The sequence below is a fragment of the Staphylococcus kloosii genome, assembly GCF_032139365.1.
GTDB lineage: Bacteria > Bacillota > Bacilli > Staphylococcales > Staphylococcaceae > Staphylococcus > Staphylococcus kloosii_A.
Genome location: NZ_JAVTDB010000043.1, coordinates 19,679 through 43,671, shown reverse-complemented (window position 1 = coordinate 43,671; position 23,993 = coordinate 19,679). Strand labels below are relative to the sequence as shown.

The window sequence follows — 23,993 nt, the reverse complement described above, 5'->3', positions numbered from 1 at the left end:
AAGTTGCTTTGCAATGGGAATTATAATATTGAGTCAAATTAACAGAGACAGAATTTAAATTTGCTTACTATTTTAAAAGATGTTTTTGCATTGAACATCGATTTATTTTATAATTCTCGTATTGTGTAAAATTAGATTTCAAGTGATTGAAAAAAGGAGAAAGTGCGTATGGCTCAAGAAGTTATTAAAATTAGAGGTGGACAAACACTTAACGGTACTGTAAATAACCATGGTGCTAAAAACAGTGCGGTTGCTATCATACCTGCAGCAATTTTAGCTGAAGACAAAGTGACGATAAATGGTTTGCCTGAAATATCAGATGTAGAAACACTTGTAAGTTTGTTAGGCGATTTAAACATTAAAACTGAACTTGAAGGATCAATATTAAACGTAGACCCAACTGAAATTGAAAATGCTCCATTACCTAATAATAAAGTAGAATCATTAAGAGCTTCTTATTATATGATGGGCGCAATGTTAGGTAGATTTAATAAATGTGTGATTGGATTACCCGGGGGCTGTCCTTTAGGACCTAGACCTATTGACCAACATATTAAAGGATTTAAAGCGTTAGGTGCAGAAATAGATGAATCTAGTGAAACATCTATGCAATTAGTAGCGGATAAACTAGTTGGCGCGAATATTTTCTTAGATATGGTAAGTGTAGGCGCTACAATAAATATTATGCTAGCTGCCGTTCGTGCAGAAGGACAAACGGTTATCGAAAATGCGGCTAAAGAACCCGAAGTTGTCGATGTGGCATCATTTTTAACTTCTCTTGGTGCAAATATCAAAGGTGCTGGTACAAGTACAATTAAAATAATGGGTGTTCCACATTTGCATGGCTCTAATCATCATGTAATACCAGATAGAATCGAAGCGGGTACATATATGTGTATAGCAGCTGCTTGTGGGGAAAATGTTGAAATCAATAATATTATACCTACTCATTTAGAACCACTGGCAGTAAAAATGAAAGAATTAGGCGTCGAGTTAACGATGGAAGACGACAGCGTTAAAATTAAACGCAAACCTACATACAACAGTGTAGATATTAAAACACTTGTTTACCCTGGTTTTGCTACTGATTTACAACAGCCTATTACACCGTTATTATTTTTAACTGATGGCGTGTCATTTGTAACAGAAACAATTTATCCAGCACGTTTTAAACATGTAGAAGAATTACAAAAGATGAACGCAGACATTTACGTTGACAATGGTACAGCAACTGTAAAACCATCTACTTTAAAAGGTGCAGAAGTTTATGCTAGTGATTTAAGAGCGGGCGCTTGTCTTATCGTAGCGGGTCTTTTAGCTGAAGGTGTGACTACAATTTATAATGTTAAACATATCTATCGAGGATATACAAATATTGTTAAAACATTATCAGCTTTAGGCGCAGATATTTGGACTGAAGAAATATAAAAAATGTGGTATAATAATTATATCAAGAATTAGGAACTAACAATTAGTGAATTTAGCGAAGCTGATTAGAGGTGAATATAATGGAGGTTTGTCCTTATCTTGAAGAAACTTTTAAAATCGTCGGTAGAAGTTGGAATGGACTTATCATTAATTATTTATCTAGATGTTCAAGACGATCAGCACACTTTTCTAATATGAAGAAAGACTTAAAAACAATCACACCACGTGCTTTAAGTATAAAGTTAACCGATTTAAGTGAATGGGGACTTGTAGAAAAGAAAATTGTTTCGACAAGCCCGGTAAATATTGTATATGAGTTAACTGATAAAGGTTATGCGCTAGCTCAAGCATTAGTACCAATAGAAAAGTGGGCACAAGATTATATTGAACTTGAAAAGATGTAATAATATATATCGCATATTATAGCTGTTATTATAAGAATATACCGTAGGAATCGAGAAGATGCTTACGGTATTTTTTTATTATGACTTTTATGAAAATGATTGTTGCATATAACCTGTGAGCATTTTGGTTTTATAATTAAATAAACTTGTTAGAATATAACTACAGTAAAAATTTAAGGAGTGAATATATAATGAGAAACTTCACTAAGCAATATATTAACGGTGAATGGATAGACAGCACGAGCGGTGAAACAATTGAAGTTGTTAACCCTGCAACTGAAGAAGTTATCGGTTCAATTGCAAAAGGTAATAAAGAAGACGTTGACAAAGCAGTAGAAGCTGCTGAAAATGTATATATTGACTTCAGACATAGTTCTGTTAAAGAAAGACGCGATCTTTTAGATAAAATAGTACAAGAATATAAAAATAGAAAAGATGACATTGTAGCTGCAATTAGAGATGAACTAGGTTCTCCAGTTACAAATGCAGAAAAAGTACATTATCAAATGGGACTTGATCATTTTGAAGCTGCGCGCGACGCACTAGATAATTTTGAATTTGAAGAACGTCGTGGCAATGATTTAGTAGTTAAGGAAGCAATTGGTGTGGCAGGATTAATTACACCATGGAATTTCCCAACAAACCAAACTTCATTAAAATTAGCTGCTGCATTTGCTGCAGGTAGTCCAGTTGTATTAAAACCATCTGAAGAAACACCATTTGCTGCAATTATTTTAGCTGAAATTTTTGATGAAGTAGGCGTACCTAAAGGTGTATTCAACCTTGTAAATGGTGACGGTGAAGGCGTAGGTAATCCAATTAGCGAACACCCAAGTATTAGAATCGTATCGTTTACGGGTTCTGGTGGTACTGGTTCTAAGATTATGGAAAAAGCTGCTAAAGATTTCAAAAAAGTATCACTTGAATTAGGTGGTAAATCACCATATATTATTTTAGAAGATGCAGATATTGAAGACGCGGCCGCAGCTGCAGTTAAAAAAGTAATTGGCAATACTGGTCAAGTTTGTACTGCTGGTACAAGAACATTAGTACCAGAAAGTATTAAAGCTGATTTCTTAACTGCTGTTAAAGATAAAATTAGCCAAATTAAAGTAGGGGATCCTACTGATGCCTCAACTGAAATGGGTCCAATTATTAGTAAAAAACAATTCGACCAAGTTCAATCGTATATTGATAAAGGTATCAATGAAGGTGCAGAACTATTTTATGGTGGTCCAGGTAAACCAGAAGGCCTAGAAAAAGGATACTTTGCTAGACCTACTGTATTTAATAATGTTGATAATAAAATGACAATTGCACAAGAAGAAATTTTTGGACCTGTAATGTCTATTATTAGTTACAACAATTTAGACGAAGCAATTAAAATTGCTAATGATACTAAATATGGACTTGCAAGTTATATATTTGGTAAAGATAAAGAACAATTAGAAAAAGTTGCACGTTCATTGGAAGCTGGAACAGTTGAAATTAATGAAGCTGGCCGCAAACCAGATTTACCATTCGGTGGTTATAAACAATCAGGTATTGGCCGCGAATGGGGCGACTATGGTATTGAAGAATTCCTAGAAGTAAAATCTATTGCAGGGTTTTATAATTAATAAATAGTTTGAAATATTGGGTGGGTAACCACCCAATATTTTTTTATTTTTTCAATAACTGAAAATCATTTTGTATTTAAATAGAAAATTTGCTATAGTGATTAGATGAATAGTGAACTATTAGGCTATTTAAATAAACTTTTTTATGAAATGGGTGCAAGATAATGCCTGACAAAGTACGTACATCACCTCAGTACGAGTCATTCCACGAATTATATAAAAATTACACTACTAAAGAGCTCACTCAAAAAGCCAAATCCTTAAAATTAACAAATTATAGTAAACTGAATAAAAAAGAACTTGTTTTAGCCATTATGGAAGCGCAAATGGAAAAAGACGGCAATTACTATATGGAAGGGATACTAGATGACATCCAACAAGATGGCTATGGTTTCCTTAGAACCGTTAATTATTCAAAAGGTGAGAAAGATATTTATATATCCGCTAGCCAAATAAGACGATTTGAAATTAAACGCGGAGATAAGGTAACAGGTAAAGTAAGAAAGCCTAAAGATAATGAAAAATATTATGGCTTGTTACAAGTTGATTTTGTGAATGATGAAAATGCAGAAGAAGTTAAAAAGCGACCTCATTTCCAAGCGTTGACACCACTTTATCCAGAAGAACGCGTTGTGTTAGAAACTGAAAAAAATAAATATTCAACTAGAATTATGGATTTAATTACACCGATTGGTTTAGGGCAACGTGGACTGATTGTAGCACCACCTAAAGCGGGTAAAACTTCTTTACTTAAAGAGATTGCAAACGCGATTGCTGTTAATAAACCAGATGCAGAATTATTTATTTTACTTGTCGGTGAAAGACCGGAAGAGGTTACTGACATCGAACGTTCTGTAGAATCTGCTGAAGTCGTACATTCAACTTTTGATGAACCGCCACAACACCATGTTAAAGTTGCGGAGTTATTGTTAGAAAGAGCTAAAAGACTCGTCGAAATTGGTAAAGATGTCATAATTTTAATGGATTCAATTACAAGATTAGCACGTGCCTATAACTTGGTAATTCCACCAAGTGGGAGAACTTTATCAGGTGGTTTAGATCCTGCTTCATTACACAAACCAAAGGCATTCTTTGGTGCGGCACGTAATATTGAAGCTGGTGGCAGTTTGACTATATTAGCTACTACACTTGTGGACACAGGTTCACGTATGGATGATATGATTTACGAAGAATTTAAAGGTACAGGTAATATGGAACTGCATTTAGACCGCAAATTAGCAGAGCGTCGTATTTTCCCTGCGATAGATATTGGACGAAGCTCTACAAGAAAAGAAGAATTATTAATTTCACCAAAAGAATTAGAATCTTTATGGCAATTACGTAATATGTTTAGCGATTCATTAGACTTTACTGAAAGATTTATACGTAAATTGAAGCGAACTAATAACAATCATGAGTTTTTCTTACAGTTACAAAAATCAGCAGAAGAAAGTACTAAAACTGGAGAACCAATCATTTAATTTATTGACTTAAATATAAAGTCATGTTTAAAGCGAAACTTTATAAAGAGGGTTGCGTTTTATATGTATAACAATTATAATGACTTAGTATTGGGTAAAAAACTCACAAACAACTCTGTTCCAGATGGTTCAGGGCAAAGGAGCTGAAAACAATGAAACAAAATACTCATCCTGAGTACCACAAAGTTATATTTTTAGACACTACGACAGATTTTAAATTCTTAAGTGGTTCTACTAAAACATCTTCAGAAACTATGGAATGGGAAGATGGTAATGAATACCCAGTTATTCGTTTAGATATTTCTTCTGATTCTCATCCATTCTACACAGGACGTCAAAAATTCGCTGCTGCGGATGGTCGTGTTGAACGTTTCAACAAAAAATTCGGTTACAAATCAAGCAACCAATAATTGTTGTAATAAAGCATTCTCATATTTATATGAGAGTGCTTTTTTTGTTAGTCTTAAGTATAGATTAACTTTCACAGGTTACATAGCTAAATATTTGTACTATTGTTTTTTACAATTAATAAAAAAACAACTGTGAAAGTACAGATTTCTGTAATGTAAATATGCTATAATAAATCGATTATGTTTTGAAAAGGATGGACTCATTATGTATGAAACTTATCATTCTGGTTGGATAGAATGTATCACTGGCAGTATGTTTAGTGGTAAATCAGAGGAATTAATAAGACGTTTACGAAGAGGTTTATATGCTAAACAAAAGGTAGTAGTATTTAAACCAGCTATAGATGACCGATATCATAAAGATAAAATAGTCTCTCATAATGGGAATGCAATAGAAGCATTTAATATTTCAACAGCTTCTGAGATATTAAGACATGATTTAACAGATGTAGGTATTATTGGTATTGATGAGGTTCAATTTTTTGAAGACGAAGTAGTGAAAATTGCTGAACATTTAGCTTCTCAAGGCCATAGAGTTATAACTGCTGGTTTAGATATGGACTTTAGAGGGAAACCTTTCAAACCGATACCAGAATTACTATCTGTTAGTGAAATCGTTACTAAATTGCAAGCTGTATGTGCAGTTTGTGGCGCATCATCAAGCCGTACACAACGACTCATTGACGGCAATCCAGCTAAAATTGATGATCCAATCATTTTGGTAGGTGCAAATGAAAGCTATGAACCTAGATGTAGAGCACATCATGTTGTAGCGCCAAGTGATAATGACAAGGAGGAACTATAAGTGTTTGATCAATTAGATATAGTAGAAGAACGATACGAACAATTAAATGAATTATTAAGTGACCCTGATGTTGTAAATGATTCATCAAAATTGCGCGCTTATTCGAAAGAACAAGCGGATTTACAAAAAACTGTAGAAGTTTATCGTGATTACAAACAAGTTAACGAAGACATTGGCGAAATCGAAACAATGTTGAATGATACTAAAGATAAAGATGAAATTGAAATGCTAAAAGAAGAGTTACAAAACGCAAAAGAAAGAATTCCTCAATTAGAAGAAGAATTGAAATTCTTACTTATACCTAAAGATCCTAATGACGATAAGAACGTTATTTTAGAAATCAGAGCTGCTGCTGGTGGGGATGAAGCTGCAATTTTCGCAGGTGACTTATTTAGAATGTACTCTAGATACAGTGAAACACTCGGCTACAAAACAGATGTCGTAGAAATGAATGATAGCGATCATGGTGGTTATAAAGAAATCAGTGTCATGATTCAAGGTCAAGGTGCCTATTCAAAATTAAAATACGAAAATGGTGCCCACCGTGTACAACGTGTACCAGAAACTGAATCTGGTGGACGTATTCATACGTCAACAGCAACTGTTGCTGTCTTACCAGAGGCTGAAGATGTAGAAGTTGAAATACGAAATGAAGATATTAAAATTGATACTTATCGTTCAAGTGGTGCAGGTGGTCAGCACGTCAATACTACTGACTCAGCTGTGCGTATTACACATTTACCAACAGGTACTGTTGTAACATCACAAGATGAAAAGTCTCAAATTAAAAACCGTGAAAAAGCGATGAAAGTATTAAAAGCACGTGTATATGACATGAAAGTTCAAGAAGAAGAAGCTAAGTATGCGTCAGAACGTAAATCTGCAGTAGGGACTGGTGACCGTTCAGAACGAATTAGAACTTATAACTACCCTCAAAATAGAGTGACGGATCACCGTATAGGTTTAACTATTCAAAAACTAGATCAAGTTATGGAAGGTAAGTTACACGAAATTATCGATGCACTAACGATGTCTGAACAAACCGAAAAATTGAAAGAATTAAACAATGGTGAAATTTAAAGATTTTATTAGCAATGCAAAGTCAAAATGCGCTGCTAAAGCTATAGACACTTCGAGCGTCGATTGGTTGATTATGGATTTGTTTGACTGGAATCGGACAGATATGTTTATGAAACAAAATGAAATTCCAACTGAGATGGAACAAAACGTATTGAATAATGCTTTTGAACGTTTATATCAAGGCGAACCAGTACAATATATTGTTGGTTTTCAAAGTTTTTATGGTGAACTGTTTGATGTGAATCAACATTGCTTAATACCTAGACCTGAAACTGAAGAGGTTATGCTACACTTTTTGAATGAACTTTCTGATAATAGCAAAGTAGCGGATATAGGCACTGGTAGTGGCAATATACCGGTTATGTTAAAAAAGTTGAATCAATCATTAGCAGTTTATGCTACCGATATTAGTCTAGAAGCTTTAAAAGTAGCCAAAGGCAATGCTAAAAAGCATGAAGTTGATATTAACTTTTTACATGGTGATACGCTTAGACCCCTTATAGAACAGCAAATAACAGTTGATGGATTGATTTCTAATCCGCCTTATATAGATAGAAAAGAAATAGACATTATGACTACTTCTGTTGTTAATTATGAACCTGAGCATGCACTTTTTGCTGATGACAATGGCTTGGCAATTTACAAATCGATTTTAGAAGATTTACCTCATGTATTGAACGATAATGCTAAAGTCGTGTTTGAAATTGGTTTTAATCAGGGTGAAATATTAAAATCTATAATTGAGTCGATGTATGCTCATATAGATGTAAAAATTATTCAAGATATAAATAACAAAGACAGAATCATTTCATTTAATTGGTAAGAGTTATGTGTCTGCGTATTTTACGTAGATGCATAACTTTTTGTTTTATTTTAAAATAACTAAGAGAGGTTGTGATGATAGTGGATACAAAAACATGGGACTTTAGAAATATTAATGCACATTTACCTGCTAATGATGCTGTACAAGAAATAAAATGTATTTACCAACAGGGTGGGTTAATTGCATTACCTACAGAAACAGTTTATGGATTGGGTGGCAATGCCAAGGACGATGAGGCTGTAAAAGCCATATATGAAGCGAAGGGCAGACCTTCAGACAATCCATTAATCGTACATATCCATAGTATGAATCAGTTAGCTGACTTTACTCAAAATATTTCGGTTGAGACTATAACGTTAATGCAGCATTTTTGGCCTGGTCCAATTTCTTTTATTGTTCCACTGAAGTCAGGTTACTTATGTGAAAGAGTGTCCGGCGGATTGTCTTCTATAGCGGTTAGAATGCCTAGTCATAAAGTGGGACGTTATATTTTACAACAAGTTGATTTACCTATCGCTGCTCCGAGTGCCAATTTAAGTGGGAGACCTTCGCCTACATTGTTTGAGCATGTGTATCAAGATTTAAATGGACGTGTTGATGGAATAATAAATGGAGATCAGAGTGAAGAAGGATTAGAAAGTACTGTATTAGATTGCACCGTTTATCCGTTTAGAATAGCTAGACCAGGTGCTATAACGAAACAGATGATTGAAGACGTTATCCCTAATAGCGTCGAGACTTTTACAGACTTTAATAATGATAAACCTATCGCACCAGGCATGAAATACAAACATTATGCTCCTGATACACCATTAACTATTATTCGTAACTTTAATAAAATGCCAACCACGATACAGGAATGGCAAAATATAGCATTTATTGTGCCAGATAATAAAAAGCATTTAGTTCCCCAAAATGCGCAATTTATTTCACTATGTGCAGATACTGATGATTTAAAAGGTGCCAATCATAATTTATATACTATTTTGCATCGACTGGATAACGATACAAATATTAACTATGCTTATATTTATGGCTTTAAGGACACGGAGCAATCAAATGCATATATGAATCGCTTAATGAAAGCAGCTAATCAACAAATAATCGAGGGGGATGATATATGAGGATTATATTTGTTTGTACGGGAAATACTTGTCGCAGTCCTTTAGCAGAAAGTATTGCTAAAAATGTATTAGAAGAATGTATAGTTGAATCCAGAGGTCTTTTTGCTATAGATGGTAGCCCTATTTCTAAAAATAGCCAAGAGATTATAGTGGAAAAAAACTTGCCAGAAAGTAGTACTGCCAAAACATTTTCAACTGAAGATTTAGCGGCGGACTATATTTTTACAATGACGAAAACGCATAAACATTCATTATTTAAGCAATATGGTAAACAAAAAAATATATATACGATTAGAGAATTTATTGGTGAAAAAGGCGATATTTCTGACCCGTTTGGTGGGAATAAAAGCGATTATGAAGCAATTTTTGAAGAATTATCGTCTTTAATTGTAAAGCTCAAACAAAAAATTAAGGAAATATAAATTTACATAATTGGTATAAGTTATCTGAAAAATAAGTTATAATGTTTACGTGTAGCGAGTTTGCTATATATATTTTCTGAAATTGTCTGATTTGCGGAAATTATATAATAATTTTATAGGGGGTGGGTAAAAATGGAAAATGCTTTAGCGTTGTTACTTGAAGAATTGAAAAATCGTGATTTTTTCAAAGAAAACGAACTTTGTATTATCGGATGTTCTACCTCTGAAATCATCGGTGAAAGCATAGGTTCTGTTGGTTCTATGGATGTAGCTGAAAAGATATATAATCAGCTCAAGACAATTGAGCAAGACACGGGTGTGTCATTTGTATATCAAGGATGCGAACACATTAATAGAGCAGTAACAATAGATCGATCTCATTTTAACCCATTAACGATGGAAGAAGTTACAGTCGTTCCAGATATACATGCTGGTGGCAGTATGGCTACATATGCATATCAACAATTAGATAATCCAATGGTCGTTGAATATATTTCTGTACCTAAAGGTATTGATATAGGCCAAACGCTTATTGGGATGCATATAAATCATGTTGCCATACCAGAACGTACTGAGACAAAGAAAGTCGGTGAGGCTTTTGTAACTGTAGCATCATCTAGACCTAAAAAAATTGGTGGCGAACGAGCGAAATATAATTAATTAAAAGTGAGGGAACTATACCAATGTCATTTATCCAAAAGCAAGATAAAGAAATCTATGAAGTAATCCAAAATGAATTTAACCGTCAAAACAACAATATCGAACTTATTGCATCAGAAAATTTTGTTTCTGAAGCGGTTATGGAAGCTCAAGGTTCAGTATTAACTAATAAATATGCTGAAGGTTACCCTAATAGAAGATATTATGGTGGCTGTGAATTTGTCGATGTATCTGAAAGTATTGCTATCGAACGCGCGAAAAAACTTTTTGGTGCTGAACACGTGAATGTTCAACCACACTCTGGTTCACAAGCAAACATGGCTGTTTATTTAGTTGCTTTAGAATATGGTGATACTGTGCTTGGTATGAATTTAAGTCATGGTGGACATTTAACTCACGGTGCTCCTGTAAACTTTAGTGGGCAATTTTATAATTTCGTCGATTACGGTGTAGATAAAGACACTGAACAAATCGATTATGATGAAGTATTAAGTATTGCTAAAAAACACCAACCTAAATTAATCGTTGCTGGTGCTTCAGCATATTCACGCGAAATTGATTTTAAAAAATTCAAAGAAATCGCTGATGAAGTAGGCGCTAAACTAATGGTTGATATGGCTCATATCGCAGGATTAGTTGCTGTTGGTTTACATCAAAATCCAGTTGAATATGCAGATTTCGTTACGACAACGACGCATAAAACTTTACGTGGTCCACGTGGTGGCATGATTTTATGTAAAGAAGAATATAAAAAAGACATTGATAAAAAAATCTTCCCAGGCATCCAAGGTGGCCCTTTAGAGCACGTCATTGCGGCTAAAGCAATTGCTTTTGGTGAAGCATTACAAGATGATTTCAAAACATATCAACAACAAGTTATTAAAAATGCACAAACACTTGCAGATACTCTAAATAAAGAAGGTTTCCGTGTAGTTTCAGGCGGTACGGACAATCATTTAGTAGCGGTAGATGTTAAATCATCTGCAGGTATTACAGGTAAAGTGGCTGAAGAAACGCTTGATGCAATTGGTATCACTTGTAATAAAAATACAATCCCATTCGATCAAGAAAAACCATTCGTCACTAGCGGTATTAGACTAGGTACACCTGCTGCAACGACGCGTGGTTTTGACGATGAAGCTTTTGAAGAAGTAGGTAAAATTATGAGTTTAGTGCTTAAAAAACCAGAAGATGAAAAAGCACTAGCAGAAGGTAAAGAACGCGTAAAACAATTAACTACAAGATATCCTTTATATAATTAAAAATTAGGAGGAAAATGAATTATGGGCAAAGTACATGTTTTTGACCATCCATTAATACAACATAAATTAAGCTATATTAGAGATGTACACACGGGTACGAAAGAATTTAGAGAACTTGTAGATGAAGTAGGTATGCTAATGGCTTATGAAGTTACAAGAGATCTAGAATTACAAGATGTCAAAATTAAAACACCTGTTACTGAAATGGTTGCAAAACGATTAACAGGAAAAAAATTAGCATTCGTACCTATTTTAAGAGCAGGATTAGGAATGACTCAAGGGATTTTAAATCTTGTACCAGCTGCTAGAATTGGTCACATCGGTTTATATAGAGACCCAAATACTCTAGAGGCTGTGGAATACTTTGCTAAATTACCTCAAGATATTGAAGAAAGAGAAATCGTTGTAGTTGATCCTATGTTAGCTACTGGTTCTTCAGCCATTGAAGCAATTAACTCTCTTAAGAAAAGAGGAGCAAAACACATTCGTTTTATGTGCCTAATTGCAGCGCCAGAAGGTGTAGAAAAAATGAAAGCGGCTCATGAAGATGTTGATATTTACATTGCAGCACTAGACGAGAAGTTAGATGACCATGCATATATTATCCCTGGACTAGGCGATGCTGGTGACCGTTTATTCGGTACAAAATAGAACACCAGGAGTGTATTAATATGAAAAAAATTATGACTGTGTTTGGTACTAGGCCAGAGGCAGTGAAAATGGCACCTTTAGTACAAGCTTTAAAAGAAACTGAAGCATTACAGCCTGTAGTGGTCGTTTCTGCACAACACCGTGAAATGTTAGATGGTGTACTTGAAACTTTTCATATAAAACCAGATTATGATTTAGATATAATGCAACAAGGACAAACTTTGTCCGAAATTACATCTAGAGTATTAATGAAGCTAGAAAGTGTCATTAAAGAAGTACAACCAGATATGATTCTTGTTCATGGTGATACGATGACAACTTTTGCGGGTAGTTTAGCGGCATTGTATAATCAAATTCCAATTGGTCATGTTGAAGCAGGACTTAGAACTTGGAATAAATATGCGCCATTCCCTGAAGAGATGAATAGGCAAATGGTAGGAGTAATGGCTGACTTGAATTTTGCTCCTACCAATAATGCTGCTCGAAATTTAATTAACGAAAATAAAGATGAATCATCAATAGTCGTTACTGGTAATACAGCAATCGATGCAATGAGCACAACGATAGCAGATGACTATGACTCGGCAATTATCCAAAAGCATAAGGGAAAACGTGTCATTTTATTAACCGCACATAGAAGAGAGAACATAGGCGAGCCTATGAGGCACATCTTTAAAGCGGTCAGAAGAATCGTTGAACAATATGAAGATGTTGTCGTAGTTTATCCAATGCATAAAAATCCTAAGGTTAGGACGATTGCACAACAGTATTTAGGTGATCACGAACGTATTGAATTAATCGAACCACTAGGTGTTATAGATTTTCACAATTTTGCAAATAATGCTTATTTTATATTGACAGATTCTGGTGGTGTTCAAGAAGAGGCACCATCACTAGGTAAACCTGTGTTAGTTCTCCGTGATACAACAGAGAGACCTGAAGGTGTTGAAGCAGGTACGTTGGAAATTGTAGGGACTGATGAGCAAAATATTTTTAATGCATCCGTACAATTGTTAGATGATGAAAGTCATTACCAACAAATGAGTCAGGCACGAAATCCATATGGTGATGGACAAGCTTCAAAACGGATTTGTGACAGTGTTAAATATTATTTTGGTTTGAGAGATAAAAAAATTGAACCATTTATATAAAAGTATATATTTATTTTTATTTGTGACAATTTAATGACATAAATTAAGATTTTTTAATAACAATTTGAATAGAATTGACAGGCTTTAACCGCTATATTATTATTAAATTTATATGAGTGGAACGGTTTTCATAAATTAGGAATTAATGAAATGAGGCACAGAATTGAAACGTTTTCACATCATCTTCAATCAATACATTCAATACTATATATATGCACTTATTGTATTGGTTATTGTGTTTTTTTTCACAAATTCACCATTTGTATTAGGACTCATGATAGGGACAATAGGATCGCTAATAAATACATTTACTTTCGAATATTATTTAGCTAAGGCTAAAAAGAGTGAAACTATACATATATCTACGGGCAATATTTGGAGATATTTAACGGCGATTTTAGCATGTGTATCATGGGCTTGTTTTAAAGACAATATTAATATTTTTGGTGTAATTGTTGGTTTGTTAGTTTCTTATGTATTAGTTATTTTCAAACCGTTAATTCATAAGAAGAAAGTTTAAGATTAAGAGAGGTGAAAAAAACATGCAACACAAGCAACCTCTTGTCAGTTGGAAAGTGTTTGGTTTAGACATCGTGTTTAATTTATCGTCCATTATGATGTTAATTATTACAGCGGTTATTGTATTTGTAGTAGCTATTATTTGTACGCGTAATCTTCAAAAACGACCAACAGGCAAGCAAAACTTCATAGAGTGGGTTTTTGATTTTGTTAGAGGCATCATATCAAGTAATATGTCTTGGTCGAAAGGTGGACAATTCCATTTCTTAGCAGTTACATTGATATTATTTATTTTTGTCAGTAACATGCTGGGGCTACCATTTTCAGTAGTGACTGGTCATACTTTATGGTGGAAATCACCTACTGCAGATGCAACAGTGACTCTGACACTTTCAACACTCATAATATTGTTGACGCATTATTATGGTATTAAAATGAGAGGTACCAAAAGCTATTTTGGTAATTATACAAAGCCCATATTCTTATTACCGATTAACGTGTTCGAAGAGTTTACTTCAACGTTAACACTTGGTCTACGTTTATACGGAAATATTTATGCAGGTGAGTTATTACTTACTTTACTTTCAGGATTAGTAGTAAATCATTTAGCATGGGGTTGGATTATCGGTTTACCAGGATTAGTTGTTTGGCAAGCATTCTCGATCTTTATTGGTTCCATCCAAGCATATATCTTTATTATGCTATCAATGGTATACATGTCACATAAAGTACAAAGTGACCATTAATTGATTGATTAAACAATTTAAACAAAATTTAGGAGGATTTATAAATGAATTTAATCGCAGCAGCAATCGCAATTGGTTTATCAGCATTAGGCGCAGGTATTGGTAACGGTCTTATCGTTTCAAGAACAGTAGAAGGTGTAGCACGTCAACCAGAAGCTCGCGGACAATTAATGTCAATTATGTTTATCGGTATTGGTTTAGTTGAGGCATTACCAATCCTTGGTCTTGTAATTTCATTCATCGTAATGTTCATGTAATTACACTTAAATAGGCGAAGTCGTTATGACTTTGCCCTTCGTTTTACTATTAAGCAATTCGTTATAATGGATGAAAGGAGTGTAAGGCTAAGTGACTGCTACGACAAATATGTTCGTACTTGGTGCAGCTGAAGCACATGGCGTTCAGTGGGGGACTATTATTGTTACTGCAATAACATTTCTAGTTTTATTAGGATTATTAAAGAAATATGCATGGGGTCCATTAAAAGAAGTAATGGATAAACGTGAACGTGACATTAATAAAGACATTGACGACGCTGAACAAGCTAAATTAAATGCACAGAAGTTAGAAGAACAAAACAAACAAACGTTAAAAGAAACTCAAGATGAGGTTCATCGCATGATTGAAGAAGCAAAAGTTCAAGCACGTCAGCAACATGAAGAAATTATTCATGAAGCTAACGTACGTGCAAATGGTATGATTGAAACAGCCCAAAACGAAATTAATAGTGAAAAAGAACGCGCAATAGCGGATATTAATAATCAAGTTTCAGATCTATCTGTACTTATTGCTTCAAAAGTATTACAAAAAGAAATCAGCGAACAAGACCAAAAAGCATTGGTTGAAAAGTACATTAAAGAGGCAGGGGATAAATAATGGCGACAGTAGCAATGAAATACGCTAAAGCTTTATTTGACGCCTCTCTTGATGCGAATAACTTGGATGTCGTTTATGAAGAATTTTCTGAGGTTGAAAAAGGGATTTTTACTGAAATCCATGGTTTAAAAGAGTTAGACCTAGACCCTAAAAAAAATAAAGTACAACGCGTTCAATTTGCTGAAAAAGTATTTGCAAGTGCCGATGACTATTTATTAAATATGTTAAAAGTACTTGCTTCAAATAGACATCTTGGAATGGTTGGTGAAGTTTATAATTCATTTAATCATCTATACAATAAACACAATAACCGAGATTATGCAGTTGTAGAATCAGTATATGCTTTATCAAATGATGAGTTAGATGAAATCGGAAAATTAATAATACAGCAAACAAAATTATCTAAAGTCTTACTAAAAAACGAAATCAATAAAGAACTTATTGGTGGTATTCGTGTGAAAGTTGGCACTAAGGTAATGGATGCAAGTGTTCAAAACGATTTAGCTCAATTAGAGAAGAAATTTAAAAGTGCGCATTAATTAATAACAAAGGAGTGACATAGATGGCCATTAAAGCTGAAGAAATCAGCGCATTACTACGCTCACAAATTGAAAATTATGAGTCGGAAATGTCTGTAACTGATATAGGTACAGTTTTACAAATTGGTGACGGCATTGCGTTAATTCATGGTTTAAACGATGTAATGGCTGGAGAGCTAATTGAATTTAAAACCGGCGTATTAGGCTTAGCTCAAAACTTAGAAGAATCAAACGTTGGTGTCGTTATTTTAGGACCATATGACGACATTAAAGAAGGCGACGAAGTTAAACGTACTGGTCGTATTATGGAAGTACCTGTAGGTAATGAATTAATAGGCAGAGTAGTTAACCCATTAGGACAACCAATTGATGGTCAAGGCCCTATTCATACTACAAAAACACGACCTGTTGAGAAAAAAGCTACAGGCGTAATGGATCGTAAATCAGTAGACCAACCATTACAAACAGGTATTAAAGCTATCGATGCATTAGTACCTATTGGTAAAGGTCAACGTGAGTTAATTATCGGTGACCGCCAAACTGGTAAAACTACAGTTGCTTTAGATACTATTTTAAACCAACATGATCAAGATACTATTTGCATTTATGTAGCTATTGGTCAAAAAGATTCTACTGTACGTGCAAACGTTGAAAAACTACGTCAAGAGGGTGCATTAGATTACACTATCGTAGTATCAGCATCTGCAGCAGACCCAGCACCACTTTTATACATCGCGCCTTATGCTGGTGTAACTATTGGCGAAGAATTCATGTTTGATGGTAAAGACGTATTAATCGTTTATGATGATTTAACTAAACAAGCTTCTGCTTACCGTGAATTATCATTATTATTACGTAGACCACCAGGCCGTGAAGCTTACCCAGGTGATGTGTTCTACTTACATAGTAGATTGCTAGAAAGAGCAGCTAAATTAAATGACGAATTAGGTGGCGGTTCAATAACTGCATTACCTATTATTGAAACGCAAGCAGGCGATATTTCTGCATACGTACCAACGAACGTTATTTCAATAACGGATGGGCAAATTTTCTTACAATCAGATTTATTCTTCTCTGGAGTAAGACCAGCGATTAATGCGGGTCAATCAGTATCACGTGTCGGTGGTTCAGCACAAATTAAAGCTATGAAAAAAGTAGCAGGAACTTTACGTTTAGATTTAGCTTCATATCGTGAGTTAGAATCATTCGCACAATTTGGTTCAGATTTAGACGAATTTACTGCGCAAAAACTTGAACGTGGTAAACGTACTGTTGAAGTTTTAAAACAAGACAAAAACAAACCACTACCTGTTGAAAATCAAGTATTAATTATTTTTGCTTTAACTAAAGGTCATTTAGATGATATTCCTGTTGAAGATATTACGCGTTTCGAAAATGAATTAAACATTTGGGCTAAATCAAATGCATCAGAATTACTTGATGAAATCAGAACAACTGGTGCGTTACCTGATACAGAAAAATTTGAAACAGCAATTAATGAATTCAAAAGAAGCTTTAGTAAATCAGAATAATTAGTAAGAGTTATGAAAAGGTGGTGAGATAATGGGATCTCTTAAAGAAATTGATACACGTATAAAATCCACGAAAAAAATGAAACAAATTACCAAAGCGATGAACATGGTATCGAGTTCTAAGTTACGTCGTGCGGAAAGTAATACAAAGTTATTTAGACCTTACATGGATAAAATGCAAGATGCTATAACAGCTGTAGCTGGTGCGAATCAACATTCTAACCACCCGATGTTAAAACAACGTGAAGTTAAAAGACGTGGTTACTTAGTCATTACGAGTGACAAAGGTTTAGCAGGTGCATATAATGCCAATGTTTTAAAACATCTAATTAAAGACATGAATGAGCATCATAAAGATAATGATGATTATTCACTAATGGTATTAGGTCAAACAGGCGTGGATTTTTTAACTAATAAAGGCTATCGCATTGATGACTCTTTAACGGAAGTGCCAGATCAACCTTCTTTCAAAAGCGTTCAAGCTATTGCTGAAAAGGCGATTGATTTATATAGTGATGAAGATATCGATGAATTAACGATTTATTTCAGTCATTTTGTCAATGTTTTAGAAAATAAACCTTCGAAGAAAACGGTACTTCCATTATCTCCAGAAGATTCAAGTCTTGGACATGGTCAAATGTCTTCTTACGAATTTGAGCCAGACAAAGAATCAATATTGAGTGTAATCTTACCTCAATACGTGGAAAGCTTAATATATGGAACAATCTTAGATGCAAAAGCAAGTGAACACGCTGCACGAATGACTGCAATGAAAAATGCGTCAGATAACGCATCTGATCTTATTGATGATTTATCATTAGAATATAACAGAGCGAGACAAGCAGAAATCACCCAACAAATCACTGAAATTGTCGGTGGTTCAGCTGCACTTGAATAGAATTAAAAGGAGGATACAAAAAATGGGAGTAGGCCGTGTGACCCAAATTATGGGGCCAGTCGTAGACGTTCGTTTTGAACATAACGAAGTGCCTGAAATTAATAATGCCTTAGTACTAGATGTTGAAAATGGCGAAGAAACGACGTCATTAACATTAGAAGTTGCGATCCAATTAGGCGATGACGTTGTACGTACAATTGCTATGGATGGAACTGAAGGTGTTAAACGTGGGACTGAAGTTAAAGATACAGGTAGAAGTATTAGTGTACCAGTTGGAGATGCTACATTAGGTAGAGTATTCAATGTTCTTGGTGACACGATTGACTTAGATGAAGAAATTGATTCTTCTGTACGTCGTGACCCAATTCATAGACAATCCCCAGCTTTCGACGAATTATCTACAAACGTAGAAATTTTAGAAACTGGTATCAAAGTAGTAGATTTATTAGCACCATATCTTAAAGGTGGTAAAATTGGTCTTTTCGGTGGTGCAGGTGTAGGTAAAACAGTATTAATCCAAGAATTAATTAATAATATCGCACAAGAACATGGTGGTATATCAGTTTTCGCAGGTGTAGGAGAGCGTACACGTGAAGGTAACGACTTATACTTTGAAATGAGCGATAGTGGCGTTATTAAAAAGACTGCTATGGTCTTCGGACAAATGAACGAACCACCTGGCGCACGTATGCGTGTTGCTTTATCAGGATTAACTATGGCTGAATATTTCCGTGATGAAGAAGGTAAAGATGTACTATTATTCATCGACAATATCTTCAGATTTACACAAGCTGGTTCTGAAGTATCAGCATTGTTAGGTAGATTGCCTTCAGCCGTAGGTTATCAACCAACGTTAAGTACTGAAATGGGTCAATTACAAGAACGAATTACTTCAACGAATAAAGGTTCTGTAACGTCAATTCAAGCAGTTTTCGTACCTGCCGATGACTACACTGACCCAGCACCAGCTAACGTCTTTGCTCACTTAGACTCTACTACTAACTTAGAACGTAAGTTAACTGAAATGGGTATTTACCCAGCAGTAGATCCATTAGCTTCTACTTCTAGAGCTTTGGAGCCTAGTATCGTTGGGCAAGAACATTATGACGTTGCTCGTGAAGTACAATCAACGTTACAAAAATATCGTGAATTACAAGATATTATTGCAATCTTAGGTATGGATGAGTTATCTGAAGACGATAAACAGACAGTTGAACGCGCGCGTCGTATTCAATTCTTCTTATCTCAAAACTTCCACGTTGCTGAACAATTTACTGGTCAAAAAGGTTCATATGTTCCAGTTAAACGTACAGTAGCAGACTTCAAAGATATTCTTGAAGGTAAATATGACCATATCCCAGAAGATGCATTCAGACTTGTAGGTAGTATGGATGATGTAATTACAAAAGCAAAAGATATGGGCGTTGAAGTTTAAAAAATTAGGAGGTATGGATAATGAGTACATTAAGCCTAAATATTGTCACTCCTAATGGCTCAGTTTACGACAGGGATGATGTCGAGTTAGCTGTAATGCAAACGACAGCTGGCGAGATTGGTGTCATGTTCGGACACATTCCTACCGTAGCAGCGCTAAAAACTGGCTATGTCAAAATTAACTTTGATGGTGGCTCAGAATTTATCGCAGTGAGTGAAGGTTTTGTTGAAATAAGACAGCATAAATTATCGATTATTGTTCAAACTGCCGAAGCTGCTAAAGACATAGATGTTGATAGAGCACAGACAGCAAAATCAAAAGCCGAAACGCATTTGAATAACGAACAAAATAGCGGTGATTTACATAGAGCTGAACGCGCGCTTGAACGTGCGAATAACAGACTTTATGTTGCTACTTTAAAATAAGCTTATTTAAGAGAAGTTCCTAGAAGGGACTTCTCTTTTTTGTGACTACAAAAAAATTTGTGGTTAAGATGTTTAAAATCGGGAACGTTACATAAAGTCATACGTTAAAGTTATAATAAAAATAATGAGAATATTATTTTAGCGAAAAGTATCTTTTGTAGAATTTTTCGTGTAGAATACTTTATTAGAGACGAATGAGGAGAATTTAATATGGAGTATTTAGGTCAATTTGCGATTATACATTTGATATTACATGTGGTATGTATTTGTATAAGTTATTGGGCACTAAATGTACTCAGATTGGATCAATTTTTTAAAAAAGGTGATCCTTTAAAGGTACAAGTATGCATGATATTTTTAGCAATATTATTAGGTACTGCAGTAAGTAATTTTATCGTAGATTTATTGCAATTTTCTACACAGGTAAAATATTTGTTACAATAATTCAAATAGTTGTTATTTAATTTTGAATATAGATATAATTATATGAAAGAAAATATTCAAATAATAAGTGAGATGAAATTGTAGTTTAAGTGGAGGATAAATGATGGACAAGATAGTTATAAAAAGTGGTAATAAATTAACAGGAGAAGTAAAGGCTTCAGGAGCAAAAAATGCAGTATTACCAGTATTAACTGCGGCTTTACTTGCAGGGGAAGGCACAAGCAAATTACTTAATGTGCCTGCATTAAGCGACGTAGAAACAATTAATAACGTAATTTCTACGTTAAATGCAGAAGTATCTTATGACAAAGATGGAGAAGCCGTTACTGTTGATGCAACTAAAGATTTATTTGAAGAAGCACCTTATGAATATGTAAGTAAGATGAGAGCAAGTATATTAGTTATGGGCCCTTTATTAGCACGTTTAGGACATGCTAAAGTAGCACTCCCTGGTGGTTGTGCCATTGGCTCAAGACCAATAGAACAACATATTAAAGGTTTTGAAGAACTAGGCGCAGAAATTCATATGGATGGTGGTTTCATTTACGCAAATGCGATAGATGGACTTAAAGGCACGACAATTCATTTGGATTTCCCAAGTGTAGGTGCGACGCAAAATATTATTATGGCTGCTTCATTGGCTGAAGGTAAAACTGTTTTAGAAAATGTAGCACGTGAGCCAGAAATAGTCGATTTAGCAAACTACATCAATGAAATGGGTGGTAACATTGTAGGTGCAGGTACTGATACGATTACGATTAATGGTGTAGATAAACTACATGGCGTCACACATTCTATAATTCCGGATCGTATCGAAGCAGGTACTTTATTAATTGCAGGCGCCATTACACGTGGTGATGTGTTAGTTAAAGGTGCAATCAAAGAACATATGACTAGCTTAGTCTACAAATTAGAAGAAATGGGAGTTAACCTTGAATATTCAGATGACGCTATTCGCGTTAGTGCAGAAGATGAGTTGAAACCAGTAGACGTTAAAACTTTACCACATCCAGGCTTTCCAACAGATATGCAATCACAAATGATGGCATTATTGTTAACTGCTGAAGGCAATAAAGTCGTTACTGAAACAGTATTTGAAAATAGATTTATGCATGTTGCAGAATTTCAACGTATGAATGCTAACATTACTGTTGAGGGTAGAAGTGCGAAAATTCAAGGTAAGAGCCAACTCCAAGGTGCTCAAGTAAAAGCGACAGATTTAAGAGCTGCAGCTTCTTTAATTTTAGCAGGACTAGTAGCGGAAGGGACAACACAAGTAACTGAATTAACACATTTAGATCGTGGTTATGTCGATTTACATGGCAAATTGAATTCATTGGGCGCTAATATTGAAAGAATCAACGACTAATTAAAATGTAGATTACTGGAGGATTTAATAAAATGGAAACTATTTTCGATTATAATCAAATTAAGCAAATCATCCCACATAGACAACCATTTTTATTAATTGATAAAGTGGTAGAATATGAAGAAGGTAAACGTTGCGTTGGTATTAAACAAGTATCAGGTAACGAACCATTTTTCCAAGGTCATTTTCCTGAATATGCGGTAATGCCCGGCGTACTAATCACAGAAGCATTAGCGCAAACTGGTGCTGTTGCAATGCTAAATAACGAAGAAAATAAAGGTAAACTTGCGCTTTTTGCAGGTATTGATAAATGCCGTTTTAAACGCCAAGTCGTACCAGGAGATACTCTAACTTTAGAAGTAGAAATTACTAAAATTAAAGGGCCTATTGGTAAAGGAAATGCCAAAGCTACTGTAGATGGACAAGTAGCATGCAGTTGCGAGTTAACATTTGCTTTACAAGATGCAAAATAATAAAAAGCGCTTAACTTATTCAAAAGTTAAGCGCTTTTTATTTAATGTTTATCTGTTTTTTCATCTTTTAGGCGAGGTTTAGATTGCATTAACCTATTGAAAGAAGTTTTTAATTCATCTCCTGATAATCCTTCATCTACAAGTTGTTCTAATAAGCTTTCGGCATAAACTTGTCTTAAAGTATAAATATGGCACTCAAAAACGACCGAAATTGATCCATTTAATTTCGTGATGTGTTTAATAGTCGCATCAAATAAAGCTGGGTCATTTGAAGGGCGGGTAATGACCACACGAATATCTAACAAAGTTTCATTATCCATATATGATTTCATAGTGTCATAATGATAATCTGGAATGACAAGTTCCAACAGCCATCCAGTACCGCTACTTTCTTTATTAATGATTACACCATCTTCCAATTCATATTCAGTTACCCCACCATTTTCTGAAACGATTTGAAATCTAACAGCTTTAAATGTTTTCATTGCCTCACATCCATTAAAGAAATTTAACTTTTACAATAAATAAGATTATGTTGTTATTATAACGTAAATTCAATTTGAGAAGCCAATTTTTATAAAATATAGTAAATCATTTTTCCTTAATTTAAACAATACTGACTTTTGACGATATTGATGAACCCAATTATGATATAGCTAACAAGGAGGTGAACTATGATAAATAATATAGTTGTCGTCGGACGACTAACTAAAGATCCACAGTTTTATAGTAAAGACGACACAGACTACGTCACATTATGTCTCGCAATAGATAGACCAATTAAGCGCAATGAGCAACAGCAAAATTGTGATTTTTTATTTTGTAAAGCTTTTGGAAATAATGCTAAAAATATCCACCGTTACTTATCAAAAGGTGCACTTGTAGGTGTAACTGGTCATATGCGCTCTTCTAAATATGAAAAAGATGGGCAAATGCATTTCGTTACTGAAATCATCATCGATACAATCAAATTTATGTCTTCAAAAGTTAAACAACAGCAAAATCAACTTATAGAACGATGCGATCAAGACGCTACTGATTTAACATTCTCCTTGAATTAATCTATTTAACTTAAATGAATTATCCTCACTTTCAATCACATTAATCAACTAACCACCATTTTTATTAACCATCATATTAAACTTATCAATCCTATTTTTAATTATACTTGTTAACGGCTATTGCATATCTCTATTAATAGATATAGCAATAGCTTATTTGGCTTTATAAATTAAAAATTTACCCTAATAGTTAATCAGAAAAATCTGACTTATTACATATGTATTACATAAAAAAAGTTACATGACAAATTTTCAAAACTGGCATGAACGAAAAAATTAATTTTAAAAGTTTTTAATTAGCCGGTATTTAATGTAATTGTGTTGTAAAAAAATGCCGATTTTTTTTATTTCACTGT

28 protein-coding genes are annotated in these 23,993 nt (G+C 34.3%); 27 read left to right on the top strand and 1 reads right to left on the bottom strand.

The window, feature by feature from the left end; genetic code table 11:
- Nucleotides 1-168: 168 nt before the first annotated feature.
- The 26 genes from RPL90_RS05050 (at nt 169) to fabZ (ending at nt 22,576) form a co-directional block, all read left to right on the top strand.
- Nucleotides 169-1,428 carry a UDP-N-acetylglucosamine 1-carboxyvinyltransferase gene (locus RPL90_RS05050; protein ID WP_313546218.1) on the top strand — a complete coding sequence of 420 codons (1,260 nt, stop codon included), beginning with the start codon at nt 169-171 and terminating at the stop codon, nt 1,426-1,428.
- An 80-nt stretch (nt 1,429-1,508) separates the two neighbouring features.
- On the top strand, nt 1,509-1,832 hold the full coding sequence (locus RPL90_RS05045; protein ID WP_313546215.1) for a winged helix-turn-helix transcriptional regulator: 324 nt from the start codon (nt 1,509-1,511) through the stop codon (nt 1,830-1,832).
- Nucleotides 1,833-2,023: 191 nt separating this feature from the next.
- Nucleotides 2,024-3,451: an aldehyde dehydrogenase family protein gene (locus RPL90_RS05040; protein ID WP_313546212.1), complete on the top strand. Its 1,428-nt coding sequence runs from the start codon at nt 2,024-2,026 to the stop codon at nt 3,449-3,451.
- A gap of 164 nt (nt 3,452-3,615) precedes the next feature.
- On the top strand, nt 3,616-4,932 hold the full coding sequence (gene rho, locus RPL90_RS05035) for a transcription termination factor Rho (protein ID WP_313546209.1): 1,317 nt from the start codon (nt 3,616-3,618) through the stop codon (nt 4,930-4,932).
- 152 nt (nt 4,933-5,084) lie between these two features.
- A complete protein-coding gene (locus RPL90_RS05030) occupies nt 5,085-5,342 on the top strand; it encodes a type B 50S ribosomal protein L31 (protein ID WP_061855707.1) in 258 nt (85 codons plus the stop codon).
- 205 nt (nt 5,343-5,547) lie between these two features.
- Nucleotides 5,548-6,147 carry a thymidine kinase gene (locus tag RPL90_RS05025; protein ID WP_313546204.1) on the top strand — a complete coding sequence of 200 codons (600 nt, stop codon included), beginning with the start codon at nt 5,548-5,550 and terminating at the stop codon, nt 6,145-6,147.
- Nucleotides 6,148-7,227, top strand: a complete 1,080-nt coding sequence (prfA, locus tag RPL90_RS05020; RefSeq protein WP_313546201.1) for a peptide chain release factor 1 — start codon at nt 6,148-6,150, stop codon at nt 7,225-7,227.
- Entirely contained in the window at nt 7,214-8,050 is an 837-nt protein-coding gene (gene prmC / locus RPL90_RS05015; protein ID WP_313546198.1) for a peptide chain release factor N(5)-glutamine methyltransferase, read from the top strand. Before prfA ends, prmC begins: the two co-directional genes overlap by 14 nt.
- 80 nt (nt 8,051-8,130) lie before the next feature.
- Nucleotides 8,131-9,174: an L-threonylcarbamoyladenylate synthase gene (locus RPL90_RS05010; protein ID WP_398573854.1), complete on the top strand. Its 1,044-nt coding sequence runs from the start codon at nt 8,131-8,133 to the stop codon at nt 9,172-9,174.
- Nucleotides 9,171-9,596 (top strand): low molecular weight protein arginine phosphatase, encoded by a 426-nt coding sequence (locus tag RPL90_RS05005; protein ID WP_313546195.1) that lies wholly within the window; start codon nt 9,171-9,173, stop codon nt 9,594-9,596. Before RPL90_RS05010 ends, RPL90_RS05005 begins: the two co-directional genes overlap by 4 nt.
- Before the next feature lie 132 nt (nt 9,597-9,728).
- The gene (locus RPL90_RS05000; protein ID WP_313546192.1) at nt 9,729-10,256 is read left to right on the top strand and encodes a TIGR01440 family protein; all 528 of its coding nucleotides are present in this window, start codon (nt 9,729-9,731) and stop codon (nt 10,254-10,256) included.
- A gap of 23 nt (nt 10,257-10,279) precedes the next feature.
- Nucleotides 10,280-11,518 (top strand): serine hydroxymethyltransferase, encoded by a 1,239-nt coding sequence (locus RPL90_RS04995; protein ID WP_313546190.1) that lies wholly within the window; start codon nt 10,280-10,282, stop codon nt 11,516-11,518.
- A 21-nt stretch (nt 11,519-11,539) separates the two neighbouring features.
- The gene (gene upp / locus RPL90_RS04990; protein ID WP_061855699.1) at nt 11,540-12,169 is read left to right on the top strand and encodes a uracil phosphoribosyltransferase; all 630 of its coding nucleotides are present in this window, start codon (nt 11,540-11,542) and stop codon (nt 12,167-12,169) included.
- Nucleotides 12,170-12,189: 20 nt separating this feature from the next.
- On the top strand, nt 12,190-13,320 hold the full coding sequence (gene wecB, locus RPL90_RS04985; protein ID WP_313546185.1) for a non-hydrolyzing UDP-N-acetylglucosamine 2-epimerase: 1,131 nt from the start codon (nt 12,190-12,192) through the stop codon (nt 13,318-13,320).
- A gap of 163 nt (nt 13,321-13,483) precedes the next feature.
- Nucleotides 13,484-13,840: an ATP synthase subunit I gene (locus tag RPL90_RS04980; RefSeq protein WP_313546182.1), complete on the top strand. Its 357-nt coding sequence runs from the start codon at nt 13,484-13,486 to the stop codon at nt 13,838-13,840.
- Nucleotides 13,841-13,862: 22 nt separating this feature from the next.
- Nucleotides 13,863-14,585: a F0F1 ATP synthase subunit A gene (gene atpB / locus RPL90_RS04975; RefSeq protein ID WP_313546179.1), complete on the top strand. Its 723-nt coding sequence runs from the start codon at nt 13,863-13,865 to the stop codon at nt 14,583-14,585.
- Between the two features lie 44 nt (nt 14,586-14,629).
- Nucleotides 14,630-14,842 (top strand): F0F1 ATP synthase subunit C, encoded by a 213-nt coding sequence (gene atpE / locus RPL90_RS04970; protein ID WP_002510315.1) that lies wholly within the window; start codon nt 14,630-14,632, stop codon nt 14,840-14,842.
- A gap of 91 nt (nt 14,843-14,933) precedes the next feature.
- Complete coding sequence (locus RPL90_RS04965; RefSeq protein ID WP_061855695.1) at nt 14,934-15,461, top strand: F0F1 ATP synthase subunit B; 528 nt, start codon at nt 14,934-14,936, stop codon at nt 15,459-15,461.
- The gene (locus RPL90_RS04960) at nt 15,461-16,000 is read left to right on the top strand and encodes a F0F1 ATP synthase subunit delta (protein ID WP_313546154.1); all 540 of its coding nucleotides are present in this window, start codon (nt 15,461-15,463) and stop codon (nt 15,998-16,000) included. The genes RPL90_RS04965 and RPL90_RS04960 overlap by 1 nt, the downstream gene beginning before the upstream one ends.
- Before the next feature lie 23 nt (nt 16,001-16,023).
- Nucleotides 16,024-17,532 carry a F0F1 ATP synthase subunit alpha gene (gene atpA, locus RPL90_RS04955; protein ID WP_313546151.1) on the top strand — a complete coding sequence of 503 codons (1,509 nt, stop codon included), beginning with the start codon at nt 16,024-16,026 and terminating at the stop codon, nt 17,530-17,532.
- 31 nt (nt 17,533-17,563) lie between these two features.
- On the top strand, nt 17,564-18,430 hold the full coding sequence (atpG, locus tag RPL90_RS04950; protein ID WP_313546148.1) for an ATP synthase F1 subunit gamma: 867 nt from the start codon (nt 17,564-17,566) through the stop codon (nt 18,428-18,430).
- Between the two features lie 22 nt (nt 18,431-18,452).
- Entirely contained in the window at nt 18,453-19,865 is a 1,413-nt protein-coding gene (gene atpD / locus RPL90_RS04945; protein ID WP_313546145.1) for a F0F1 ATP synthase subunit beta, read from the top strand.
- A 20-nt stretch (nt 19,866-19,885) separates the two neighbouring features.
- A complete protein-coding gene (locus RPL90_RS04940; RefSeq protein WP_313546142.1) occupies nt 19,886-20,290 on the top strand; it encodes a F0F1 ATP synthase subunit epsilon in 405 nt (134 codons plus the stop codon).
- Nucleotides 20,291-20,500: 210 nt separating this feature from the next.
- Nucleotides 20,501-20,734: a DUF1146 family protein gene (locus RPL90_RS04935; RefSeq protein ID WP_048792848.1), complete on the top strand. Its 234-nt coding sequence runs from the start codon at nt 20,501-20,503 to the stop codon at nt 20,732-20,734.
- A 103-nt stretch (nt 20,735-20,837) separates the two neighbouring features.
- Nucleotides 20,838-22,103 (top strand): UDP-N-acetylglucosamine 1-carboxyvinyltransferase, encoded by a 1,266-nt coding sequence (murA, locus tag RPL90_RS04930; RefSeq protein ID WP_313546224.1) that lies wholly within the window; start codon nt 20,838-20,840, stop codon nt 22,101-22,103.
- Between the two features lie 32 nt (nt 22,104-22,135).
- Nucleotides 22,136-22,576, top strand: coding sequence for a 3-hydroxyacyl-ACP dehydratase FabZ (gene fabZ / locus RPL90_RS04925; RefSeq protein ID WP_313546137.1), 441 nt, complete (start codon nt 22,136-22,138; stop codon nt 22,574-22,576).
- A 41-nt stretch (nt 22,577-22,617) separates the two neighbouring features.
- Here the strand turns inward: fabZ and RPL90_RS04920 are convergent, their stop codons facing one another.
- Complete coding sequence (locus RPL90_RS04920; RefSeq protein ID WP_313546134.1) at nt 22,618-23,061, bottom strand: YwpF-like family protein; 444 nt, start codon at nt 23,059-23,061, stop codon at nt 22,618-22,620.
- Nucleotides 23,062-23,250: 189 nt separating this feature from the next.
- On the opposite strand from RPL90_RS04920, the gene RPL90_RS04915 reads away from it, so the two are divergent.
- A complete protein-coding gene (locus tag RPL90_RS04915) occupies nt 23,251-23,637 on the top strand; it encodes a single-stranded DNA-binding protein (RefSeq protein ID WP_313546131.1) in 387 nt (128 codons plus the stop codon).
- Nucleotides 23,638-23,993: the final 356 nt, after the last annotated feature.